Below are 20,614 nucleotides of genomic sequence, written 5' to 3' on the forward strand. Positions count from 1 at the left end.
TCGCGTGATCCCGCCGTTCCTGGAATCACCCCGAGTCCTGCGCCTCCAGCTCATGCTCCGGCGGCCGTGCCGAACGGCCAGCTCAGAGGCCTCTCCCGACCGCCAGTTCCAGGGACTTTTCAGGGACTTTCAGCGCTGTCTGAGGGACTTCCGAGGGACTTTCCGCCGCGTAACGCGGCAAGCCCTCGAAAGGCCGGAAAGGGCCTCCGACGCAGGTCAGAGGCCCTTTCCCAGGCAAAGCCGCAGGTGGCGGCAGACGAGTCGGGCTGTACGCCGGGTTCTGTCCCCCGGTCCCTCGCGGGAGGCGGGGTGACGGCCATCCATCTAGGGTCGACGTTGCCGTCGGCCTCGTGCGGTCTACCCGCGGACTCGGGCGGGCAGCCCTCAAGCGTCCGCGCAGGGTCACCTTTTACGGTGGCCCCTCTTGACCTTGCTCCAGGTGGGGTTTACCTAGCTGCCCAGGTCGCCCTGGGCACTGGTGGTCTCTTACACCACCGTTTCACCCTTACCGAGGACCGAGGTCCCCGGCGGTTTGCTTTCTGTGGCACTGTCCCGCGGGTCACCCCGGGTGGCCGTTAGCCACCACCCTGCCCTGTGGAGCCCGGACGTTCCTCGGGGAGCCCCCTCACGGGGATTCCACGCGGCCGTCCGCCCGGCTCGTCTGCCGTGTCGACCATGGTACCCGGCGCGTTTCCCGCCGCGCACCGGCGGCGGACGTGGCGAGGACCGAGCCCGCCAGGATGAGGGTGAAGGCGATGCCGATCGTGGTGGTGAGGGGCTCGTCCAGGAAGAGGGCGCCTGCCGCTACCGCCACCGCCGGGTTCACGTACGTGATGACCGTCGCCCGGGTCGGGCCCGCCTCCTTGATCAGTTCCAGGAAGGCGACGAAGGCGAGGGCCGTGCAGATCACGCCCAGGGCGGCGAGGGAGAGCAGGACCTGGGTGGGGGGCAGTTCGTTCGGGTGGGTCAGGGCCGCCGCGGGGGCGTACACCAGGGCCGCCAGGGTTAGGCAGGGGGCCGTCAGGTGGAGGGAGGGGACGTCGCGCAGGTGGCGGGCCGCGATCAGCGGGGCCGTCGCGTAGCCCACCACCGTCAGCAGGACCTCGGCGAGGGAGCGGGCGTCGCCGCCCGTCAGGTGCGGGACCGTGAGGAACGCGACGCCCGACAGGCCCAGGGCCAGGCCCGTCACCCGGCGCCAGCCGAGGCGTTCCGTCTCGCCCAGGCCGAAGAAGCGGGCCAGGACGACGCCGACGATCGGCACGCCCGCTATCAGGAGTCCCGCCGTGGAGCTGGACAGGTGGCGTTCCGCGTCGGTCAGGGTCCACCACGGGCCGATGATCTCGATCACCGCGAAGGCCAGCATCGGTTTCCAGTGGGAGCGGAGGGTCGTACCGAGGCCGCCCTGGCGCAGGGCGAAGGGGAGGAGCAGGGCCGCGCCCAGGGCGCAGCGGGTGAACACCACCGTCGACGGGGACACCTCGTCCACCGCCACTTTGATCATCAGGTACGGGATACCCCAGACCACTCCCATCAGGGAGAACAGGAACCAGCCTCGTGCAGTCATGCGGTGAGTCTCGCGCCGGTCAGCGCCCGCCGTCTTGAACGCTGTTGCGGTACGCCGCCGGGGTGACCCCCAGCACGCGGCGGAACCAGCGGGTCAGGTGCGCCTGGTCCGCGAAGCCGACCAGCGCCGCCACCTCGGCCGGGCGCAGGCCGCCGTCCAGCAGCGTGCGCGCCCGGTGCACCCGGTGCTGGGCGAGCCACGCGTACGGCGGGACCCCCATCGTCGTACGGAAGGCGCGCAGGAGTTGGTAGCGGGAGGACAGGCCCAGGTCCGCCGCCAGGGACGACAGGGAGGGTGGGGAGGTGAGGTCGTCCGCCAGGCGGTCGCGTACCGCGTGGGCTATGGCCTTCGCGCCGGGGATCGCGTCGTCCGTCGCGCGGGCCGTGGAGTGGCGGCGGGACAGGGCCGTGAGCAGCCACGGGAGGCGCGACTCCGTTTCCAGGGGGTCCGGGCAGGCGCTGAGTTCCGTGTGGGTGAGGCGGAGGGCCGCCGCCAGTTCCGGGTCGTGCAGGACGGGCTCGCTGAAGTGCGGCAGGAGCGCGCCCAGGGTGCCGTCCGTGAGGAGGTCCGGGGACGCGTACAGGGCGCGGTAGGAGTAGCCCTCGGGGGCCGCGGGGCCGCCCGTGTGCATCTCGCCGGGTTCCAGTACGACGATGGAGCCCGGGCCCGAGTGGATACGTCCGCCCCGGTACGCGATGACCTCCAGGCCACCGATCGTCACGCCGATCGTGTACTCGTCGTGCGCGTGGGGGGCGTAGACGTGGCGGTCGAAGCGGGCGGTGAGGAGGTCGAGGGGCGGGCCGTCGTGGCCCATGCGGGCCCTCGTCCACAGCGCCTTCTCTCGCCCGTTCACCGCGTCCTCCCCCTGGTCACGGGAATCAGGGCATCAGAGGAAGTCGGATGTGTCCAGTTCGAATTCGAAGGGGGTGGGGAGGGGAAGTGGTTTGCCGAAGGGGCGGGTGTGGTGTTCGCGGTAGTCGTCGTTCCAGGGATCGCGGAAGAGGGTGCTCTGGGCGGCTCCTCGGTCGATCAGGAGGTAGAGGGGGATCCCGCCGCGGGCGTAGCAGCCGCGTTTGACCTCGCGATCGTTCTCGGGCCTGTGTCCCGTCACCTCCATCACCATGCGGACTCCGGCACTGGGCATCCAGGGGGGCGCTTCCCGGAAGAGCCGGTCGGCCCTGGCGACGAACGTGCCGTCCGGGATGACGTGGTCCTGCGGGCGACCGTCCGCATTCTTCAGCGTCAGGCCCTTGTTGGCGGAGAACATCATGGGAGTGCGGGAGTCCAGGTGGACCTGGCGGACGGTTCTGCTGATGCAGCGCTCGTGCCCTCCGTTCGGCAGCGGGTTCAGATACAGCTCCCCCTCAATGAGTTCCGCCCGGAAACCCAGTGGGGTCTCCAGTTCGACAAACCAGTCCAGCAGCAGCTTCTGCGAGTACGGATCCATCGGCGCCCTCTCTCCTCAGGTGCTTGCCAGGCTGACCGCTGAGTGGATCATCCTCGGCCCGACCGGCCTCGCTTCCCCCGATCGTGGGACGTGGGGCTTCACGCCGTACCCTGGCCAGGTCCCCGACGCCCAGGTTCCGTGAAATAGGAGACTCCCCGTGCTCGTCCTGCTCCCCCCGTCCGAAGGCAAGGCGCCCTCTGGTGGGGACGGTGGTCCGTTGGAGTTGGGGAGCCTGTCGTTGCCGGAGTTGGGGGATGCGCGGGAGGTCGTGCTCGGGGAGTTGGTCGCCCTGTGTCAGGGGGACGAGGAGAAGGCGCGGGATGTGCTCGGGTTGAGTGCCGGGCTTGTGGGTGAAGTCGGCAAGAACGCTCGGCTCCATGACGCTCCCACTCGGCCTGCCGGGGAGGTGTACACCGGGGTGCTCTACGACGCGCTCGGGCTCGGGTCGCTGGACGGCGTCGCCAAGCGGCGGGCCTCGCGGTCGCTGTTGATCTTTTCGGGGTTGTGGGGGGCCGTGCGGATCGGGGATCGGATTCCGTCGTATCGGTGTTCCATGGGGGTCAGACTGCCGGGGCTCGGGGCGCTGGGGGCCTACTGGCGGGGGGCCATGGCGGGGGTGCTGCCGGGCGTCGCCGGGGACGGGCTCGTGCTTGATCTGCGGTCCGCCGCCTATGCCGCCGCCTGGAAGCCGAAGGGGGAGGTCGCCGGGCGGACCGTCACCGTGCGGGTGCTGCACGCGCCGACCCGGAAGGTCGTCAGCCACTTCAACAAGGCGACCAAGGGGCGCATCGTGCGCAGTCTCATGACGGCGGAGGGGGGCGAGCCGGGTGGGCCCGCCGAGCTTGTCGATGCCCTGCGGGGGCTGGGGTACGGGGTCGAGGTGGATGTGCCGGGGAAGGCGGGGGCTCCCTGGCGGGTGGATGTGCTGGTCGATGATCTCCACTGACGTGCCGCGTTGCGGCTTGCGCAACGTGCGTTGCGGAGCATGACCAGGGTGGGCACCATGGCGCCATGGCCTCCTCCGTCCTTGATCTCGTCGTCGCTCCCGTCGTGCCCGTCGTCGTGCTGGACGATCCCGCCGACGCCGTGCCGCTCGCCCGGGCGCTCGTCGACGGGGGGCTGTCCGCGATCGAGGTGACCTTGCGGACGGCTGCCGCTCCGGAGGTCATCCGGGCCATCGCCGACGGGGTGCCGGAGGCCGTCGTCGGGGCCGGGACCGTGCTCTCGCCGGGGCAGGTCGACCTCGCCGTCGGCGCCGGGGCCCGGTTTCTCGTCAGTCCGGGGTGGACCGAGCTGCTGATCGGCGCCATGCGCGACTCCACGGTGCCGTTTCTGCCCGGGGTGTCCACCGCGTCGGAGGTCGTCGCGTTGTGGGAGCGGGGGGTGCGGGAGATGAAGTTCTTTCCGGCGGCAGCCGCGGGCGGGGTTCCTTATCTCAGGTCGTTGTACGGGCCGCTGCCTCAGGTTCGGTTCTGTCCCACCGGGGGGATCACGGACCACTCCGCGCACGAATACCTCGCACTTCCCAACGTCCCTTGTGTCGGCGGGAGTTGGATGCTTCCCGCCGACGCCGTCGCGGCTCGGGACTGGGGGCGGGTCACGGCGTTGGCGCGGGTCGCCGCGGGGCTCAGGGCCGTAGGTGTGACGTGTCGTTGAGGAGGCGGACGCTCGCGTTGCCGTCCGCGTAGTACGCCACCGCCGACAGCGACGCCGCCGACAGTTCCATGCGGAAGAGGGACTCCGGGGGAGCGCCCAGGGCCAGGCGGATCAGGGTCTTGATCGGGGTCACGTGGGTGACCAGCAGGACCGTGCGGCCCGCGTAGGCCGCGATCAGTTTGTCGCGGGTGGCCGCGATGCGGGTCGCCGTCGAGGCGAAGCTCTCGCCGCCGCCCGTGGGGGCCGCGTCGGGGGACGCCAGCCACGCGTTCAGGTCGTCGGGGTGACGGTCGCGGACCTCGGCGAAGGTCAGGCCCTCCCACGCGCCGAAGTCGGTCTCCCGCAGGCCGTCCTCCACCGTGACGTCCAGGCCCAGGCGGGCGGCCACGATCGCCGCCGTCTCGCGGGTGCGCTTCAGGGGGGAGGTGACGATCGCCTCGATCGTGCCGCGGCGGAGCAACAGGGCCGCCGCCCGTTCCGCCTGGTCGCGGCCCGTCTCCGAGAGGGACGGGTCCGTGCCGCCGCTGCCCGAGAAGCGCTTCTGGGGGGTGAGGGGGGTTTCGCCGTGGCGGAGGAGGACGAAGGTCGCCGGGGCGCCCATGTCGGCGGCCGCTCCCCAGCCGACGGTGGGCACGGTCGCCGTCTCACCGGCAATCGAGGTGCCCGCCGTCTCACCGGCATTCGACGTGCCCGCCGTCTCACCGGCATTCGACGTGCCCGCCACCGCACGTGCCGCACGCGTATCAGCCGCGGCCCTGCCCCCCGACCCCGCGGCCCTGCCGCCCACCCCGGCGTCCATCGCCCCGTTCGCCAACCGGTCCGCCCGCTTGTTCGACTCCCGTGGAATCCACTCGTACGTCACCCGGCCCGGTGGGTACACCCGTGCCGCCTCCGTCGCCAGGGGCTTCAGGTCGGGGTGTTTGATCTTCCAGCGGCCCGACATCTGCTCGACGACCAGCTTGGAGTCCATCCGGACGTGGACCGTGGCGGTCGGGTCCAGTTCCCGCGCCGCCCGGAGACCTGCCAGCAGGCCCCGGTACTCGGCGACGTTGTTGGTGACCGTGCCGAGGTACTCGGCGGCCTCCGCCACCGTCTCCCCGCTGGCCGCGTCGATCACCAGCGCGCCGTAGCCCGCGGGCCCGGGGTTGCCCCGTGACCCGCCGTCCGCCTCGACGATGAACTCCCGCACCACGAGGGCCGCCCTACAGACCCGAGTCCGCCGTGCGCACCAGGATGCGGCGGCAGTTCTCGCAGCGCACCACCTTGTCGGGGGCCGCCGCGCGGATCTCGTTGATGTCGGTGATCGCCAGCTCCTGGCGGCAGCCCTGGCAGGTGCGCTGGTGGAGGCGGGCCGCGCCGATGCCGCCCTGCTGCTCACGCAGCTTGTCGTAGAGCTTCAGCAGGTCGGCGGGGACGGCGGCGGCGATGACCTCGCGCTCCTTCGTCACCGTGGCCACCTCGCCGTCGATCTCCTCGAACGCGGCGTCACGGCGCGCGGTCGCGTCGTCGATCTTCGACTGGACGGAGGCGACCCGCTCGGTGAGTTCGGCGACCCGCTCCTGCGCGGACTCCCGGCGCTCCATGACCTCCAGGACCACGTCCTCCAGGTCGCCCTGTCGCTTGGCGAGGGAGGCGATCTCGCGCTGGAGGTTCTCCAGGTCCTTCGGGGAGGAGACGGCGCCGGAGTCCAGGCGCTGCTGGTCGCGGGCGGCACGCTGGCGGACCTGGTCGACGTCCTGCTCGGCCTTGGTCTGCTCGCGACCGCAGTCGCTCTCCTCGGTCTGCGCGGCCACGAGCAGGTCGCGGAGCTGGGTGTGGTCCTTGGTCAGCGACTCGATCTCGGCGTGCTCGGGCAGGGACTTCCGCTTGTGCGCCAACTGCTGGAGGCGGACGTCGAGTGCCTGGACGTCGAGGAGTCGGATCTGGTCGGCGGGCGCGGCGTTCAGTTGGGGGCTCCAAGGGGAAGTGAAGGGGACTGGCTGGTCCAGGGGTCGGTGACCGTCCTGGAGACATGGACGCGGAGGTCCCAGCCGTGGCGGTCGGAGATCTCGTCGAGCTGTGCGGCGGCCTGCTCGCACCAGGGCCACTCGGTGGCCCAGTGCGCCGCGTCGAGCAGCGCGAGGGGGCTCGCGGCGCGGGCCTCCGAGACCGGGTGGTGGCGCAGGTCCGCGGTGAGGAAGGCGTCGGCTCCTGATGCCCGTACGACGTCGAAGAGGCCGTCGCCCGAGCCGCCGCTCACCGCGACCGTGTGGACGAGTGCCTCGGGGTCGCCCGCGACGCGGATGCCCTGGGCGGTGGCGGGGAGGCGCTCGGCGGCGCGGGCGGTCAGCTCGCGGACGGTCAGCGGGTGGTCCAGTTCGCAGATCCGGCCCAGGCCGCGGCGGCCCTCGGGGTCGGTGGCGTCCGGCACCAGGGGGCGGACGACGCGCAGGCCCAGGGCCCCGGCGAGCGCGTCGCTCACCCCGGGGTCGGCGGTGTCGGCGTTGGTGTGGGCGACGTGCAGCGCGATGTCGTTCTTGATGAGGGTGTGCACGACGCGGCCCTTGAAGTGCGAGGCCGCGACCGTCGTCGTACCGCGCAGGTAGAGGGGGTGGTGGGTGACCAGCAGGTCCGCGTCCAGCTTCACCGCCTCGTCGACGATCTCCCGCACCGGGTCGACGGCGAACAGGACGCGGCCGACCTCCTGGTCGGGGTCGCCCACGACGGTGCCGACCGCGTCCCAGGACTCGGCCCGCTCGGCGGGCCACAGGCTCTCCAGCGCGGCGATGACTTCTGACAGACGGGGCACGGGGAAAAGGCTACCTGTCCGTTCCCCGGGGCTGAACCGCTGGCGGGAGGCGCACCCGCCGCCGCTCCCCGCTCAACACAGCCGCTCCCCTCTCCTCAGGCAACGCTCAGCACAGCCGCCCCCCTCTCCTCAGGCAACGCTCAGCACAGCCGCCCCCGTTTCCTCAAGCGAATCGTTACGCGGCCACCCTTATGTGTGAAGCCCCCAGCCGCCGGTCCCCCGCCTGTGCGTACGAAAACTAGCTTCGTCGCCGGAGGTGACCGAACGATGACGGCCTGTGCGATCGAAGCCACCGAAACCGGGGCGGGGGACGCCGACGCGTCCGCCCCGCCCGCCGCCTGCGTGCTCACGGTGAGCGGGAGCTACGCCGCCCGCCTCGCCCGCCGCGGCGACTGCTGGTTCCCGGAGCGCTGGACGCTGGACGGCCCCGAGCCGTACGCCGTGCCGCTGCCCGGCAACCAGCCCGAGGAGCCCGGCACCGAGGTGCAGCCGCTGGGCGACGGGCGGGTGCTGATCCGGCGCTTCGCGGACGGGCGGAATCATTTCTCCTTGCTGTACCCGACCGGCCCCGGCACCGGTGAGCTGCCGCTCGGCGCGGTCGAGTGCCCGGACGACACCGGCACCCGGCTGCGGCTGCTGCCCCCGGCGCCGGGCGGCGACAAGGCGTACGCCCTCCAGACCGGGCCGCGGTCGTGCGCGGTGTGGCTGGTGGCGGGCGGCGCGTTCGGCCCTGAGCACCTCGCGGAGGTGCCGGGGCGCTGCTCGGGCGGGGTGTGGCTGGACCGGACGGGGCGGATGCTGGCCCTGGACCGGGAGGCGGACGGGCGGACCAAGACGGTCGTGGTCGACCTGGGGCGCGGGGGCGAGGTCTCGCCGCTGCTCCAGCTCACCGAGGACAGCGACGACCGGCTGCTGCTCGCCGACCCCGACAGCGGGCTGCTGCTGGTCCGCTCCGACGCGCCCTCCCCCGGGCGTGCCCGGCTGGGCTGGGGGGTCCTGGGCAGTGCGCTGCCGGTGCGGTTCCCGGAGTGCCTGCGGCTGCCGGGCCGCGCGGTGACGCCGTTCGCGATCCAGCCGGGGCAGGTGCTGACGCCGGAGGGCTGTGCGGTGGCGCTGCGGGTGGACGGTCCCGGGGGCAGTGGGGTGGCGGTGTGGCGGCCCGCGGACCGGCGGGTGCGGCACGTGGGCGCGCCCGCCGGGTGGCTGGCGGGCGCCGGGCTGTGGACGGCGGACGGGGTGCTGCGGCTGCCGTACGCCACGGAGGCGGTGCCCTGCGGGGTGGCGACGGCGGCCCCGCTGCCGCCCGCCCCGCCGAAAGCGTCCACGGCACCGGAAGCGGACGCCCCGGTACCGCCGGACACCTCAGGAACAGCCGCCCCGGTACCGCCGGGAACAGACACCCCGTCCCCCCTGGAACCGGACCCTCCGCACCCGCTCACCCCCCGCCCCGTTCCCCTCCAACAGGCCCCGCTCGCCCGTCTTGTAACGAAGTAGCGGCGGTTCGCGTGGCTGTCTTTATCCGGCCCGTGGGTGGCCGGTTAAACTCGCCCGGCTGTAAAGAAGATCATGTTGACGGGGTGAATTCCTTCCGATGAGCGACACCAGCACGTCCCAGCCGCTGTCCGACAGCCAGGAGCACGACAGTCACGGCAAGCACCGGGGCCCGCGCTCGGCACACGACGCCGAGACGGCTCCGCACGGTCGGCACCGCAAGCCGGTGGACCAGCAGCACGCCGAGAACGCCGCCTGACGGTACGTCAGTCACGGTCGATGACGACGGCCCCGCTCGCCCCCCATCGGGGGAGGAGCGGGGCCGTTCCCGTTCCTACGGCGTCCAGTTCCGCGTAGGTGAAGGTGTCCCGCTCGCTGTCGAGCCGCGCCCGCACCCGGGGCCGTTCGACGACGGCGACCACGCCGCCGTGCACCACCAGCACCTGCCCGTCGACACGCGCCGCCGCGGGGGAGGCCAGATAGCCGACCAGCGGGGCGACGTGCTCGGGGGCGGGCGGAGGTGGCGCCGGAGCTGTCGCGGCCGGGCTGGCCGTGGTCGTTGACGACGACGGCGGCGCCGAGCCGGGCCAGTTCGAGCGCCTCGGCCCGGCCGAGGCCGCGTCCGGCGCCGGTGGCGATGGCCACCAGGCCGTCCAGCGGCGGCGTCATGACGGCCGTCCCCCCCTCAGATCTCGATCGACGTGCGCAGCGCGGTTCCCGTGCGCATCTGGTCGAGGGCCTCGTTGATGTCGGCGAGCGGTACCCGGTGGGTGATCAGTCCGGCGAGGTCGACGCGTCCGGCCCGCCACAGGGCGATCGTCCGCTCGTAGGAGCGCCGGACGTCGCCGCCGCCGTACAGGGACGGCAGGATGCGCTTCTCGTCGAAGAACAGCTCGAACATGTTGAGCTGGAGGACGTCGTCCATGGCGCCCGCGCCGACGACGACCAGGGTGCCGCCGCGCCGGGTGGTCTCGTAGGCGGTGCGGGCGGTGGTGGAGCGGCCGACGACCTCGAAGACGTGGTCGAAGCCCTCGCCCCCGGCGGTGAGCCGCTGCTTGGCGTCGGGCAGTTCGTCCGGCGCCACGGCCCGCGTCGCGCCGAAGCGGAGGGCGGCCTCGCGGCGCGCGGCGACCGGGTCCACGGCGACGATCTCGGCGGCGCCCCGGAGCCGCGCGCCCTGGATGACGGAGATGCCGACGCCCCCGCAGCCGATCACGGCGACCGACGAACCGGCCTCCAGGTCGGCGGTGTTGAGCGCGGCGCCCAGCCCGGTCGTCACCCCGCAGCCGATCAGCGCGGCGATGTCGTAGGGCACGTCGTCGGGGATGGGCACCGCGCACCCGGCGTCCACGACGACCTCCTCGGCGAAGGTGCCGGTCCCGGCGAAGCCGAACACGTCGCCGGAGGGGCGGCGGAAGTTGGGGGTGCCCGCGTTCACGAAGCCGGTGAGGCACAGTTCGGTCTGGCCGCGCTTGCAGGCGGGGCAGGCGCCGCAGGACGGCAGCCAGCAGACGATGACCCGGTCGCCGGGCCTCAGGTTGCCGACCCCCTCCCCCACCTCGACGATCTCCCCGGCGCCCTCGTGGCCGGGCACGAACGGGGCGGGCTGCGGCAGTACGCCGCTCATCGCGGACAGGTCCGAGTGGCACAGGCCGGTCGCCCGCACCCGGATCCTGACCCGGCCGGGTCCGAAGCCGGTCGCCTCCACGTCGTCGAGGACCTCCAGCTTCTCCTGACCGGTCTCGTGCAGTACGGCTGCGCGCATGGTGCGGCTCCCCTCGAAGACAGGTGTTCAGGTGTGCGCTACGACGGTGTCGGCGAGGACGGGGGCGTCGTCCCGGTCGGCGGCGCTCACGGCGACCCGGACCTCGGTGCCGGACGTCCGCCACATCCGCACCCGCAGGGTCCCGCCCGGGTACACCACCCCGGCGAACCGGGTCCGGTACTCCCGCACCCGCGTCACCTCGCCGTCGAGCAGCGTGTCCACGACCGCCTTCAGGGTCATGCCGTAGGTGCACAGCCCGTGCAGGATGGGCCGCTCGAACCCGGCGACCCTGGCGAACTCGGGGTCGGCGTGCAGCGGGTTCCAGTCGCCGGAGAGGCGGTACAGCAGGGCCTGGTCCTCGCGGACGGCCCGTTCGACGGTGCGGTCGGGCGGTCCGGCCGGGGGCTCGGTGCGGGCGGACGGGCCGCGGTCGCCGCCGAAGCCGCCCTCGCCGCGCAGGAAGATCTGCGCGTCGTTGGTCCACAACGGGCCGTCGGCGTCAAAGACCTCGGTGCGCAGCACCAGCACCGCGGCCTTGACCTTGTCGTAGACGGCGACGACGCGCGAGGTGGCGGTCGCCTCGCCGGTCGTCGGCAGGGGCCGGTGCACGGTGAGGGCCTGGCCGCCGTGCAGGACGCGGGCGAGGTCGACGTCGACGCCGGGCATGGACAGGCCGCTGATCACGCCGGGGGCGCCGGAACCGGCGACGGTGGCGAAGCTCGGCAGGACGTGCAGCCGGGACTCCAGGACGTAGCGCAGCTCGTCGGGGTCGGTGGCGGGCAGGCCCGCGCCGATGCCGAGGTGGTAGAGCAGGACGTCCTTGGGGGTCCAGGAGATCTCGCCGGTCCGGGGTCCGGCGGCGAGCGCCTTGGCTGCGTCGATGGGCATGGGGCTCCTGACGTGGCGCGGGGCCGCCTTCGGGACGTCTTCGGGGATCGCGAACCCGTCCCGTTCTAGAACGCGTTCCAGTGACAGCGCCCTCTGTATAGCCCAGCGGGCGGCAGTTGGGAAGACCGCTGACGGCGCGTCAGGCCACCGGTCGGGGTAGGACATTTGTCCCGTCGGAGTCCGTACAACCGCCTCTGCCGGGCCACCTGCCCCGCTCCATAGCGTCGCAGCCATGAACAGGACACCTGTGGCCGCCCTCTCACGGGCGGTGAAGCGCTACGGCCCCACGACCGCCGTCGACGGAGTCGAACTGGCCCTCGCGGCCGGGGAGACCGTCGCCCTGCTCGGTCGCAACGGCGCGGGCAAGTCGACGGCCATCGCGCTGCTGCTCGGGCTGGTGGAGCCGGACGCGGGCCGGGCGGAGCTGTTCGGCGCCCGGCCGGAGACCGCCGTACGGGAGGGCCGGGTCGGCGCCATGCTCCAGGACGCGCGGGCGGTGCCCCGGGTCACCGTGCGGGAGCTGGTCGCCTTCGTCGCCGGGCGCTATCCGGTGCCGCTGCCCGTGCCGCGCGCGCTGGAGCTGGCCGGGATACCGGAGCTGGCGGGGCGGCGCGTGGACCGGCTGTCCGGGGGCCAGCTCCAGCGGGTCCGGCTGGCCCTCGCGCTCGCCGGTGACCCCGCGCTGCTGGTCCTGGACGAGCCCACCGCCGCCCTGGACGTGGCGGCGCGGCGGGAGTTCTGGACGTCGATGCGGGAGTACGCGCGGCGCGGCCACACCGTGCTGTTCTCCACCCACCACCTGGAGGAGGCCGACGCGCACGCCGACCGGATCGTCGTCGTCGACCGCGGCCGGACCGTCGCCGACGGCACCGGCACCGAGCTGCGCCGCGCGGCGGGCGGCTCCCTGGTCGCCGTGGACATGGCGGCCGGGCAGGGTCCCGACGGGCTGGCCCTGCTGCCCGGGGTGCGGTCGGTCGAGGTGCGGGGCGGGCGGGCGCGGCTGCGCACCGAGGACTCCGACGCGACGGTGCGGGCGCTGGCCGAGCGGGGCGCGATCCGGGGCCTGGAGGTCGTACCGGCGACGCTGGACGAGGCGTTCCTCGCGCTGACGGAGGTGCGCTGATGTGGGCCTACCTGCGGCTGGAGGCGCGGCGGACGCTGCGGGACCCGGGGTTCGTGGTAGGCGGGATCGCGGTGCCGGTGCTGATGTACCTGCTGTTCACCAACGTGGGCGGGGCGGACGGCGGCTGGCGGACCGGCGCGATGGTCGGCATGGCCGCCTACGGCGCGGTCGGTTCGGCGCTCGGCACCGGGGGCGGCGTCGCGGAGGACCGGGCGGTCGGCTGGCTGCGGCAGCTCCGGGTGACGCCGATGCCGCCGCACCAGGTGGTCGTCGGGCGGGCGCTGACCGGCGCGGTCACCGTGCTGCCCGCGATCGGCGCGGTGCTGGCGGCGGGCGGGCTGGTCAACGGCGTACGGCTTACGGCCTGGCAGTGGGCGGCGCTGGCGGTGCTGCTGTGGCTGGGCTCGCTGCCGTTCACGCTGCTCGGCCTCGGCAACGGCTACCGGCTCACCGGGCAGACGACGGCCATGGCCAACCTGGTGTGCAACCTGGGCCTGTCCGTGCTCGGCGGGCTGTGGTTCCCGGTCGAGCTGTTCCCCGCGTGGCTGCGGGCGCTGTCGCCGTACACCCCGACGTTCCGGTTCGCGCAGCTCGGCGGGGCGGTCGCGGACGGGCACGCGCCGGGGGCGGGGGCGGTGCTGGTCCTGACGGGGTGGCTGCTGCTGTTCGGTTCGTACGCTGTGCTGGCGTACCGCCGTGGCGCGGGCGCGAGCTGAGGGGGCGGGGGGAGTCATGACGCGCAGGACGCCGGGACGGCCGCCCATGCCCTTCACGTGGCTGCCGTGGCTGCTGATGGGGATGGGCGCGGTCGCCAACCTGGTGCAGGGCGAGACGCCGAACCCGTGGGTCGGCGTCGTGGGGCTGGTGGTCTTCAACTCGCTCTACATCAACGTCGTCTGGCGGGTGTTCGTGACGGAGGTCAGGGAGTCGACGGCGACCCGGCTGGCGCTCGCGGTGATGGGCCTGGTGACCTGCGTGCTGGCGATCGGGTACGGCGGGAGCTGGCTGGCGTTCTTCCCGCTGCTGGGGCTGGCGGTCGGCGCGGCGATGCGGGGGCGCTGGCTGGCCCCGGCGGGGCTGGGCCTGACCGCCGTCGCCGCGGTCGTCACCGCGTTCCACGAGGGCTGGGGCGCGATCGGCATCGCCTACGGCACGTTCCTGTCCGTGCTGGTGACGGCGGCGATCCTCTCGCTGGCCGACACGGTCGGTGAACTGCGCGACGCGCGGGAGGAACTCGCCCGGCGGGCCGTGGAGAAGGAGCGGCTGCGGTTCTCCCGCGATCTGCACGACCTCCTCGGCCACACGCTCTCCGTGATCGTCGTGAAGGCGGAGGCGGCGCGGCGGCTCACTCCCCGCGCCCCGGAGGCGGCGCTTGAGCAGATCGCCGACATCGAGTCCGTCGGCCGTCAGGCGCTCACCGAGATCCGCGAGGCCGTCACCGGCTACCGGCGGGGCAGCCTCGACGCGGAGCTGACCCGGGCCGCTCCGTCCTCGCGGCGGCGGGCGTCGCCCTGTCCGTCCACCGCTCGGGCCCACCGCTGGCCCCGCAGTCGGAGGCGCTCCTCGGGTGGGTGGTAAGGGAGGCGGTCACCAACGTCGTACGGCACGGGGGCGCGGTGACGCGGTGCGAGATCGGGGTGCGGGGCGGGGAGGAGCGGGTACGGCTGACCGTCGTGGACGACGGGGTGGGCGGTGCGGTGGGCCCGGTGGGCGACGGGGCGGGGGGTACGGCGGGCCCGGTGGGCCCGGTGGGCCCGGTGGACGACGGGGCGGGGGGTACGGCGGGCCCGGTGGGCGACGGGGGCGGGGGCGACGGGCTGACGGGCGTGACCGGGCGGCTGACGGCGGCGGGGGGCGGTGGCGCGGGCAACGGGCTCACGGGCCTGACGGAGCGGCTCGCGGCGGTGGGGGGCTGGCTGACGGCCTGCCCTGGGCCGGACGGGGGCTTCGAGGTCACCGCGGAACTGCCCGCGGACGCCGAGCTGGTACGGAGCCCACCCGGCCTACGCTGACCCCGTGACCGACGAGATGCCCCGCGACCGCCGCCCCGCGAGATCCATCCGGGTGCTGCTCGCCGAGGACCAGCAGATGCTGCGCGGGGCGCTGGCCCTGCTGCTCGGCATGGAGCCGGACATCGAGGTGGTGGCGCAGGTCTCGGCGGGCGACGCGATCGTGGACGCCGCGCTGACGCACCGCCCCGACGTGGCCCTCCTCGACATCGAACTGCCGGGCCGCAGCGGCCTGGACGCCGCCGCCGAGCTGCGCGACGAGGTGCCGGAGTGCCGGGTGCTGATCCTGACCACCTTCGGCCGCCCCGGCTACCTGCGCCGGGCGATGGAGGCCGGGGCGGCGGGGTTCCTGGTGAAGGACGGTCCCGTGGAGGAGCTGGCGGCCGTGATCCGCCGGGTGCTGACCGGCGAGACGGTGGTCGACCCGGCGCTGGCCGCCGCCGCGCTGAGCGCCGGGCCCAGTCCGCTCACCGCGCGGGAGTGCGACGTGCTGAGGGCGTCCGCCGACGGCGCGACCGTCGCGGACGTCGCGGCCCGGCTGCACCTGTCGGAGTCGACGGTCCGCAACTACCTCTCCGCCGCGATCGGCAAGACCGGCACCCGCAACCGCGCGGAGGCGCTGCGCGAGGCCCGCAGCCAGGGGTGGCTGTAAGGCGGGCAAGACGGCCGAGACAGCCGAGACAGCCGAGACAGCCGAGACGGCCGAGGCAGCCGGGGGTCAGACCCCGCTCGCCGTCCGCCGCAGCACCCGCAGGGACCCCGTCGCCGCGACCTCCGTGAACGCGCCGGAGGCGAGGGCGCGGAGGTAGACGCGGTAGGGCGCCTGACCGGTGAACTCGTCGACGGGGTCGGGGAAGACGTCGTGGATGACGAGCAGCCCGCCGTCGGCGACGTGCGGGGCCCAGCCCTCGTAGTCGGCGGTGGCGTGTTCGTCGGTGTGGCCGCCGTCGATGAAGACGAGGCCGAGCGGGGTGCCCCAGATCCGCGCCACCTGGGGCGAGCGGCCGACGAGGGCGACGACGTGGTCCTCCAGGCCCGCCCGGTGCAGGGTGCGGCGGAAGGTGGGCAGGGTGTCCATCAGGCCGAGGTCGGGGTCCACGGTCTCGGGGTCGTGGTACTCCCAGCCGGGCTGCTGCTCCTCGCTGCCGCGGTGGTGGTCGACGGTGAGCGCGGTGACCCCGGCGGCGCGGGCGGCGTCCGCGAGCAGGATGGTGGAGCGCCCGCAGTAGGTGCCGACCTCCAGCAGCGGCAGCCCGAGCCGCCCCGCCTCCCGGGCCGCCGCGTACAGCGCGAGCCCCTCGTCCACGGGCATGAAGCCCTTCGCTGCCTCGAACGCGGCCAGGACGGGAGGCGGAGGCGGAAGCGGGGGTGCCGCGGCGGTCATGGGGTCCCTCTCGGTCGTACCGTCTGCGCGGATGGCGCCCCACATGCTACGGCGGCACCCGCCACCCCCGTCAGGCCGTGACCGCCGTCTCGCCCGGCAGGGCGAGGTCCACCTCCACCGGACGGTCGTCGCCCGCGTGGGTCGCGGAGGAGGCGTGCGGGCCGTGGCCGGTGGCCCGCGCGGTGACGACGTACGCGCCCGCCGCGGGCACGGTCAGCGCGTAGCTGCCGTCCTCGGCGGAGTGCGTGGCGCCCGCCTTGCGGCCCCGCTGGTCGATGAGGGTGACCCGGGCGCGGGCGACCGGCGCTCCCCCGGCGTCGGTGACCCGGCCGTGGAAGCCGCGCAGCGCCTCGGTGGCGCGGGCGAGGTTGGCGTCCTCCTCGCTGCTGGCGCGCAGTTGCGGCGTGGCGGCGGGGCGGGTGCGGGGCAGGAACAGGGCGAGGGCGAGTCCGACGGCGACCGCGGCGGTGGCGATCAGGAAGGAGATCCGGAAGCCGTGCATGGTCGGTACGGCGACCCCGCCGACGTCGTTCGCCGTGCTGGCGAGCACGCTGCCCACGACGGCGCTGGAGACGGACGTACCGATGGACCGCATGAGGGTGTTGAGGCCGTTCGCGGCGCCGGTCTCGGAGGCCGGGACGGCGGCGACGATCAGCGCGGGCAGCGAGGAGTAGGCGAGGCCGATGCCCGCGCCGAGGGCGACGGAGGTGACGAGGGTCTGCCAGGCGGCGTCCATCAGGCCGAGGCCGCCGCCGTAGCCGAGGGCGATGACGAGCAGGCCGAGGATGAGGGTGGAGCGGGGGCCGTAGCGGGCGGAGAGGCGGGCGTACAGCGGGGCGGTGAACATCATCGTCAGGCCCAGCGGGGCCACGCACAGCCCGGCGACGACCATGGACTGGCCGAGTCCGTAGCCGGTGCTGGTGGGGAGCTGGAGGAGCTGCGGCAGGACGAGGGAGACGACGTAGAAGGCGACGCCGACCATGATCGAGGCGAGGTTGGTGAGCAGCACCTCGCGGCGGGCGGTGGTGCGCAGGTCGACCAGGGGCGCGGCGCGGCGCAGCTCCATCAGGCCCCACAGCACCAGGACGACGACGGCGGCGGCGAACATGCCGAGCGTGCCGGGCGCCGACCAGCCCCAGTCGCTGCCCTTGGTGACCGGCAGCAGGAGCAGCACCAGGCCCGCGGAGAGGCCGAGCGCGCCGGACAGGTCGAAGCCGCCGCTGGCGCGCAGCGGGGACTCCGGTACGACGAGCAGGGTGAGGGCGATGGAGAGGACGCCGAGGCCCGCGGCGCCGTAGAAGAGGGCGTGCCAGTCGGCGTGCTGGGCGACGAGCGCGGCGCCGGGCAGCGCGAGTCCGCCGCCGACTCCTATGGAGGAACTCATCAGCGCCATCGCGGAACCGAGGCGTTCGCGGGGCAGGGTGTCGCGCATCAGGCCGATGCCGAGCGGGATGGCGCCCATGGCGAAGCCCTGGAGGGTACGGCCGACGATCATCGTCAGCAGGTCGCTGGTGACGGCGCTGACCAGGGCGCCGACGACCATCACGGCGAGGCTGGTGACGAGCATCCGCCGCTTGCCGTACAGGTCGCCGAGGCGGCCCATGATCGGGGTGGCGACGGCGCCGGACAGCAGGGTCGAGGTCAGCACCCAGGTGGCGTCGCTGGGGGAGGTGTCGAGCAGTTGGGGCAGGTCCTTGATGACCGGCACGAGCAGCGTCTGCATCACCGCGACGGTGATGCCCGCGAAGGCGAGCACGGGGACGACGGCCGGGTGCGGGGTCGGGGCGGGCGGTGTTCTGTCGGTGGGACGGTCGTCGTTCGTCGATCGGGGCATTGAGGGATGACCTTCCACGTTGGATACGTGGATTACGAACTCCGTCGTCCGGGGCAACTATTCCGGCGGGACGTAAGGCGCGGGTAAGAATGCCCGCGGCGCGTCGGGAGGCGCGGGCCACCGGGTCGTGGTGGCCCGCGCCAGCAGACGCGGCCGTCCGGCCGGACGCCCTACACCGCGGTGAACCGCCAGGTCTGGCCGTTGAACGAGCCGCAGGTGGACTGGTCCAGCGGCTGGCCGCTGTTGGTGGTGCCCCACGCGACGCCCATGCAGAAGCCGGTGGACCGGTTCCGCAGCGTGTAGCTGTCGGTGCCGACCGGCTCGGCCACCCACACCTGCGAGTCCACGTTGGCGCACGGCAACTGGACGACGAGGGCGTGGTCGGCGCCGGTCTGCGGGCTCACGCACATGCCGGTGGATCTGATCCGCAGGAAGTACGCGTTCGTGCCCGCCCACTGGGCGTAGAACTGCTTGTTGTACTTCGAGTCACACGGGTACTGGATCAGCCCGGCGCCCACCTTGGTCGAGTTGTTGCCCACGGCGGCGCACATCCCGGTGTGCAGGACCCGCATGTTGTTGTACTGACCGTTGGCCGGGGTGTCGGCCGCGGCGGGGGTCGCCATTCCCGCGGCGAGGGCGAGGGCGCTGAGCACGGCTCCGGCCGCCCCGATGGACTTCTTCACGGCTCCTCCGTTGCAGTTGGTCCGAACAGGCGTGATCGAACGTATAAGCTCCCGCCTCGCCCGGAGTCTCAGATGTGTCTCAACCCGTATCGGGGCCCCGGGCCACATCAGGGGACCGTGCGATGGGGGCGCGATGGGGGCGAACGATGATGTCTGCGGTACCCGGGCGGAACTGGCCGCCGAACTGGGCGCGGCGGTCGCGGCCCGTCCACTGGTGAACCTGACCGGTCCGCTCGGCGTGGGGAAGACCTGGCTGGCCCACACGCTCGACGCCCAGCGCGTCGATCTGTCCCGCCCGCACCGCCCCAATGACCTGCGGCGGGCCGTGACCGGTGCGGACCGCAGGCCGCTGGTGCTGGACGGCGTCGACGGGCCCGCGGCGATCGAGTCCGCCGCCGGGGCACTCGACGACGCCCCCGCGGGCCACCGCCCCGTACTCGTGCTCAGCCGCAGACCGTTACGGGCGGCTCGGGGCTGGGCCGGGGGCGACCTGGTCACCCTCGCCGTTCCCCCGCTACCCGACGACGAGATCGCGGCGCTCGCGAGCCGGGCGGGCCTCGCGGACCCCGGCGCGCGGGACGTCGTCGTCCGACTGGCTGGCGGCATCCCCCTGGTGGCGCTCGCCGCCTGCCGGGCGATGCACGCCGGGGCCACGCCCACCGCACCCGCGGCGGTGGCCGACGCGGTCAGCGTCGAGATCCTCCAGCGCCTTGAGCGCGAACTGCCGGGCCGCCGCAGGGCCCAGGCGCTCCGGCTGCTCGCCGCCGTCGGCACGGCGGACGAGAGGTTACTGGCCACGGGCCCGGACCTGTTCACTGACCTGGCCGGGCTCAGCCTGGTGCACCGGACCGCCCTGGGCCTGACCGTCGCCGAACCGTACCGCGCCCTGCTCGACATGACCTACCGCTGGCGGCGCCCGGAGCAGCACGGCGCGCTGCTCGCCCGCGCGGCGCGCTACCGCGGTGCGATGCTCACCGGGTCGGCCCCGCCCGAACTGCGGGCCGAACTGGTCGAGCAGTCGATGCTCCTGACCGGCGACCCGGTCGTACGGGAGGTGCTCTTCCCGCCCGGCCGCCCACCGGTCCCGATCGTGACGGCCCAGGGCACCGACGCGGACGACATCGGCCGCCTGATGCACGGCTGGGCCTCCCTCAAGGGGTTCGACCAGCGCAGGACGGAACGGCTGGTCAGCCAGTGGCTGGACGACGACATCACCGGGTTCCACCTGGCCCGTGACCCCGACGGACAGCCGATCGGCCTGTTCAGCCTGATCGGCGTCCGGGAGCAGACCCTGGCGGGCGTGGAGCCGCTGCTCCAGCAGCACACCGAGCACCTCACGGCGGGCGACCGCGGCGGGCTGTTCCTGGGGGCGGCCTTCTGCCCCGAACCGGCCGTCCACGCCCAGGTGCTGCGCCACATCCTGCGGCAGGCGGTCACTAACGGAAGGCTCCTGGTGTCCACCGCCGACCCCGGCTACCACCAGCTCCTCGACAGACTCGCCTTCCGCCGCCACGGGGAGATCCGCGACGACGTCTACCGCTGCGGACGCGCCCCGCAGGTCTACAGCAACGACTTCACCGGCACGGCGCTCCCCTCCTGGCTCCGCCGCCTGGGCGCCGCCGCGACCGCCCCGCTCACCGCCGATGGACCCACTGCCGCCCACATGACCGAGGCACTGGGCAACCTGCACACCCCCAAAGGGCTGACCGGCAGTCCGCTGCTGGCCGCCGCGCACACACCGACGGCCCAGGCCCTGCGCGCCTGGCTCGTCGAAGCCGTGGACGCCCTCGCGGCCAGCCCCGCGGCGGCCGACGCCGAGGCCGGGAAGATCCTGCGCGCGTACTACGTCGACCGGTCGGGCACCCACTGGCAGGTCGCCAACCGCCTGCACCTCAGCCGCGCCACGTACTTCCGCCGCCTGCGACGCGGCGTGAGCGCCCTGGCCGCGCGGCATGACAACTAACCGCGCACCGGAACCGGTG

The 20,614-nt window shown here is 73.7% G+C and carries 18 protein-coding genes, 1 other RNA gene and 3 pseudogenes; 9 read left to right on the forward strand and 13 right to left on the reverse strand.

The genetic code is table 11. The annotated features are described in order from the left end of the window. Nucleotides 1-253 precede the first annotated feature (253 nt). From rnpB to ACFQZ6_RS10675, 4 genes and pseudogenes are all read right to left on the reverse strand, one after another. Nucleotides 254-660: RNase P RNA component class A (rnpB, locus tag ACFQZ6_RS10660), an RNA gene on the reverse strand. A gap of 118 nt (nt 661-778) precedes the next feature. Further along, nucleotides 779-1,564: pseudogene (locus ACFQZ6_RS10665) on the reverse strand (DMT family transporter); the annotation flags it as partial. Nucleotides 1,565-1,583: 19 nt separating this feature from the next. Next, a complete protein-coding gene (locus tag ACFQZ6_RS10670) occupies nt 1,584-2,378 on the reverse strand; it encodes an AraC family transcriptional regulator (RefSeq protein ID WP_381618201.1) in 795 nt (264 codons plus the stop codon). 72 nt (nt 2,379-2,450) lie between these two features. Continuing rightward, nucleotides 2,451-3,011 (reverse strand): Uma2 family endonuclease, encoded by a 561-nt coding sequence (locus ACFQZ6_RS10675; RefSeq protein WP_381607023.1) that lies wholly within the window; start codon nt 3,009-3,011, stop codon nt 2,451-2,453. 157 nt (nt 3,012-3,168) lie between these two features. Here ACFQZ6_RS10675 and yaaA point away from each other — a divergent pair, with 157 nt between their 5' ends. Together yaaA and eda are read left to right on the forward strand one after the other, a co-directional pair. Further along, a complete protein-coding gene (gene yaaA, locus ACFQZ6_RS10680) occupies nt 3,169-3,957 on the forward strand; it encodes a peroxide stress protein YaaA (RefSeq protein ID WP_381607026.1) in 789 nt (262 codons plus the stop codon). 65 nt (nt 3,958-4,022) lie between these two features. Beyond that, on the forward strand, nt 4,023-4,667 hold the full coding sequence (gene eda / locus ACFQZ6_RS10685; protein WP_381607028.1) for a bifunctional 4-hydroxy-2-oxoglutarate aldolase/2-dehydro-3-deoxy-phosphogluconate aldolase: 645 nt from the start codon (nt 4,023-4,025) through the stop codon (nt 4,665-4,667). Here eda and ACFQZ6_RS10690 read toward each other — a convergent pair. Genes ACFQZ6_RS10690 through ACFQZ6_RS10700 form a run of 3 tightly spaced genes read right to left on the reverse strand, consistent with a single transcriptional unit; the run spans nt 4,639 to nt 7,455 of the window. Continuing rightward, a complete protein-coding gene (locus ACFQZ6_RS10690) occupies nt 4,639-5,856 on the reverse strand; it encodes a bifunctional RNase H/acid phosphatase (protein ID WP_381618204.1) in 1,218 nt (405 codons plus the stop codon). The two genes, eda and ACFQZ6_RS10690, sit on opposite strands and share 29 nt — an antisense overlap. 13 nt (nt 5,857-5,869) lie before the next feature. Beyond that, nucleotides 5,870-6,613: a zinc ribbon domain-containing protein gene (locus ACFQZ6_RS10695; RefSeq protein WP_381618207.1), complete on the reverse strand. Its 744-nt coding sequence runs from the start codon at nt 6,611-6,613 to the stop codon at nt 5,870-5,872. Beyond that, entirely contained in the window at nt 6,610-7,455 is an 846-nt protein-coding gene (locus tag ACFQZ6_RS10700) for a Nif3-like dinuclear metal center hexameric protein (protein WP_381607031.1), read from the reverse strand. The genes ACFQZ6_RS10695 and ACFQZ6_RS10700 overlap by 4 nt, the downstream gene beginning before the upstream one ends. Before the next feature lie 267 nt (nt 7,456-7,722). Between ACFQZ6_RS10700 and ACFQZ6_RS10705 the strand changes: the two genes are divergently transcribed. Both ACFQZ6_RS10705 and ACFQZ6_RS10710 read left to right on the forward strand, forming a co-directional pair. Continuing rightward, on the forward strand, nt 7,723-8,949 hold the full coding sequence (locus tag ACFQZ6_RS10705; RefSeq protein ID WP_381607033.1) for a hypothetical protein: 1,227 nt from the start codon (nt 7,723-7,725) through the stop codon (nt 8,947-8,949). A 97-nt stretch (nt 8,950-9,046) separates the two neighbouring features. Next, nucleotides 9,047-9,205: a hypothetical protein gene (locus tag ACFQZ6_RS10710; protein WP_381607035.1), complete on the forward strand. Its 159-nt coding sequence runs from the start codon at nt 9,047-9,049 to the stop codon at nt 9,203-9,205. 7 nt (nt 9,206-9,212) lie between these two features. Here the strand turns inward: ACFQZ6_RS10710 and ACFQZ6_RS10715 are convergent. The 3 genes and pseudogenes from ACFQZ6_RS10715 to ACFQZ6_RS10725 form a co-directional block, all read right to left on the reverse strand. Beyond that, nucleotides 9,213-9,464, reverse strand: a pseudogene (locus tag ACFQZ6_RS10715) (hypothetical protein); the annotation flags it as partial. Between the two features lie 167 nt (nt 9,465-9,631). After that, nucleotides 9,632-10,711: a Zn-dependent alcohol dehydrogenase gene (locus ACFQZ6_RS10720; RefSeq protein ID WP_381607037.1), complete on the reverse strand. Its 1,080-nt coding sequence runs from the start codon at nt 10,709-10,711 to the stop codon at nt 9,632-9,634. A 27-nt stretch (nt 10,712-10,738) separates the two neighbouring features. After that, the gene (locus ACFQZ6_RS10725; protein WP_381607039.1) at nt 10,739-11,599 is read right to left on the reverse strand and encodes a MaoC/PaaZ C-terminal domain-containing protein; all 861 of its coding nucleotides are present in this window, start codon (nt 11,597-11,599) and stop codon (nt 10,739-10,741) included. A 232-nt stretch (nt 11,600-11,831) separates the two neighbouring features. Between ACFQZ6_RS10725 and ACFQZ6_RS10730 the strand changes: the two genes are divergently transcribed. The 4 genes and pseudogenes from ACFQZ6_RS10730 (at nt 11,832) to ACFQZ6_RS10745 (ending at nt 15,383) form a co-directional block, all read left to right on the forward strand. Beyond that, nucleotides 11,832-12,722: an ABC transporter ATP-binding protein gene (locus ACFQZ6_RS10730; protein ID WP_381607042.1), complete on the forward strand. Its 891-nt coding sequence runs from the start codon at nt 11,832-11,834 to the stop codon at nt 12,720-12,722. After that, nucleotides 12,722-13,438, forward strand: coding sequence for an ABC transporter permease (locus ACFQZ6_RS10735; protein WP_381607044.1), 717 nt, complete (start codon nt 12,722-12,724; stop codon nt 13,436-13,438). The genes ACFQZ6_RS10730 and ACFQZ6_RS10735 overlap by 1 nt, the downstream gene beginning before the upstream one ends. 16 nt (nt 13,439-13,454) lie before the next feature. Next, nucleotides 13,455-14,734 (forward strand): annotated as a pseudogene (locus ACFQZ6_RS10740) (sensor histidine kinase). A 16-nt stretch (nt 14,735-14,750) separates the two neighbouring features. Further along, on the forward strand, nt 14,751-15,383 hold the full coding sequence (locus ACFQZ6_RS10745; protein ID WP_381618210.1) for a response regulator: 633 nt from the start codon (nt 14,751-14,753) through the stop codon (nt 15,381-15,383). A gap of 66 nt (nt 15,384-15,449) precedes the next feature. On the opposite strand, the gene ACFQZ6_RS10750 is transcribed toward ACFQZ6_RS10745, so the two are convergent. The 3 genes from ACFQZ6_RS10750 to ACFQZ6_RS10760 form a co-directional block, all read right to left on the reverse strand. Next, on the reverse strand, nt 15,450-16,115 hold the full coding sequence (locus ACFQZ6_RS10750; RefSeq protein ID WP_381607046.1) for a class I SAM-dependent methyltransferase: 666 nt from the start codon (nt 16,113-16,115) through the stop codon (nt 15,450-15,452). Nucleotides 16,116-16,185: 70 nt separating this feature from the next. After that, on the reverse strand, nt 16,186-17,949 hold the full coding sequence (locus ACFQZ6_RS10755; RefSeq protein ID WP_381607048.1) for an MFS transporter: 1,764 nt from the start codon (nt 17,947-17,949) through the stop codon (nt 16,186-16,188). A 170-nt stretch (nt 17,950-18,119) separates the two neighbouring features. Continuing rightward, nucleotides 18,120-18,632 carry an RICIN domain-containing protein gene (locus ACFQZ6_RS10760; RefSeq protein WP_381607050.1) on the reverse strand — a complete coding sequence of 171 codons (513 nt, stop codon included), beginning with the start codon at nt 18,630-18,632 and terminating at the stop codon, nt 18,120-18,122. Between the two features lie 133 nt (nt 18,633-18,765). Here ACFQZ6_RS10760 and ACFQZ6_RS10765 point away from each other — a divergent pair, with 133 nt between their 5' ends. Next, on the forward strand, nt 18,766-20,595 hold the full coding sequence (locus tag ACFQZ6_RS10765) for a DUF1492 domain-containing protein (RefSeq protein WP_381607052.1): 1,830 nt from the start codon (nt 18,766-18,768) through the stop codon (nt 20,593-20,595). Nucleotides 20,596-20,614: the final 19 nt, after the last annotated feature.

Origin of the sequence: Streptomyces flavalbus (genome assembly GCF_042674625.1) — a bacterium.
Classification (GTDB): domain Bacteria; phylum Actinomycetota; class Actinomycetes; order Streptomycetales; family Streptomycetaceae; genus Streptomyces; species Streptomyces flavalbus.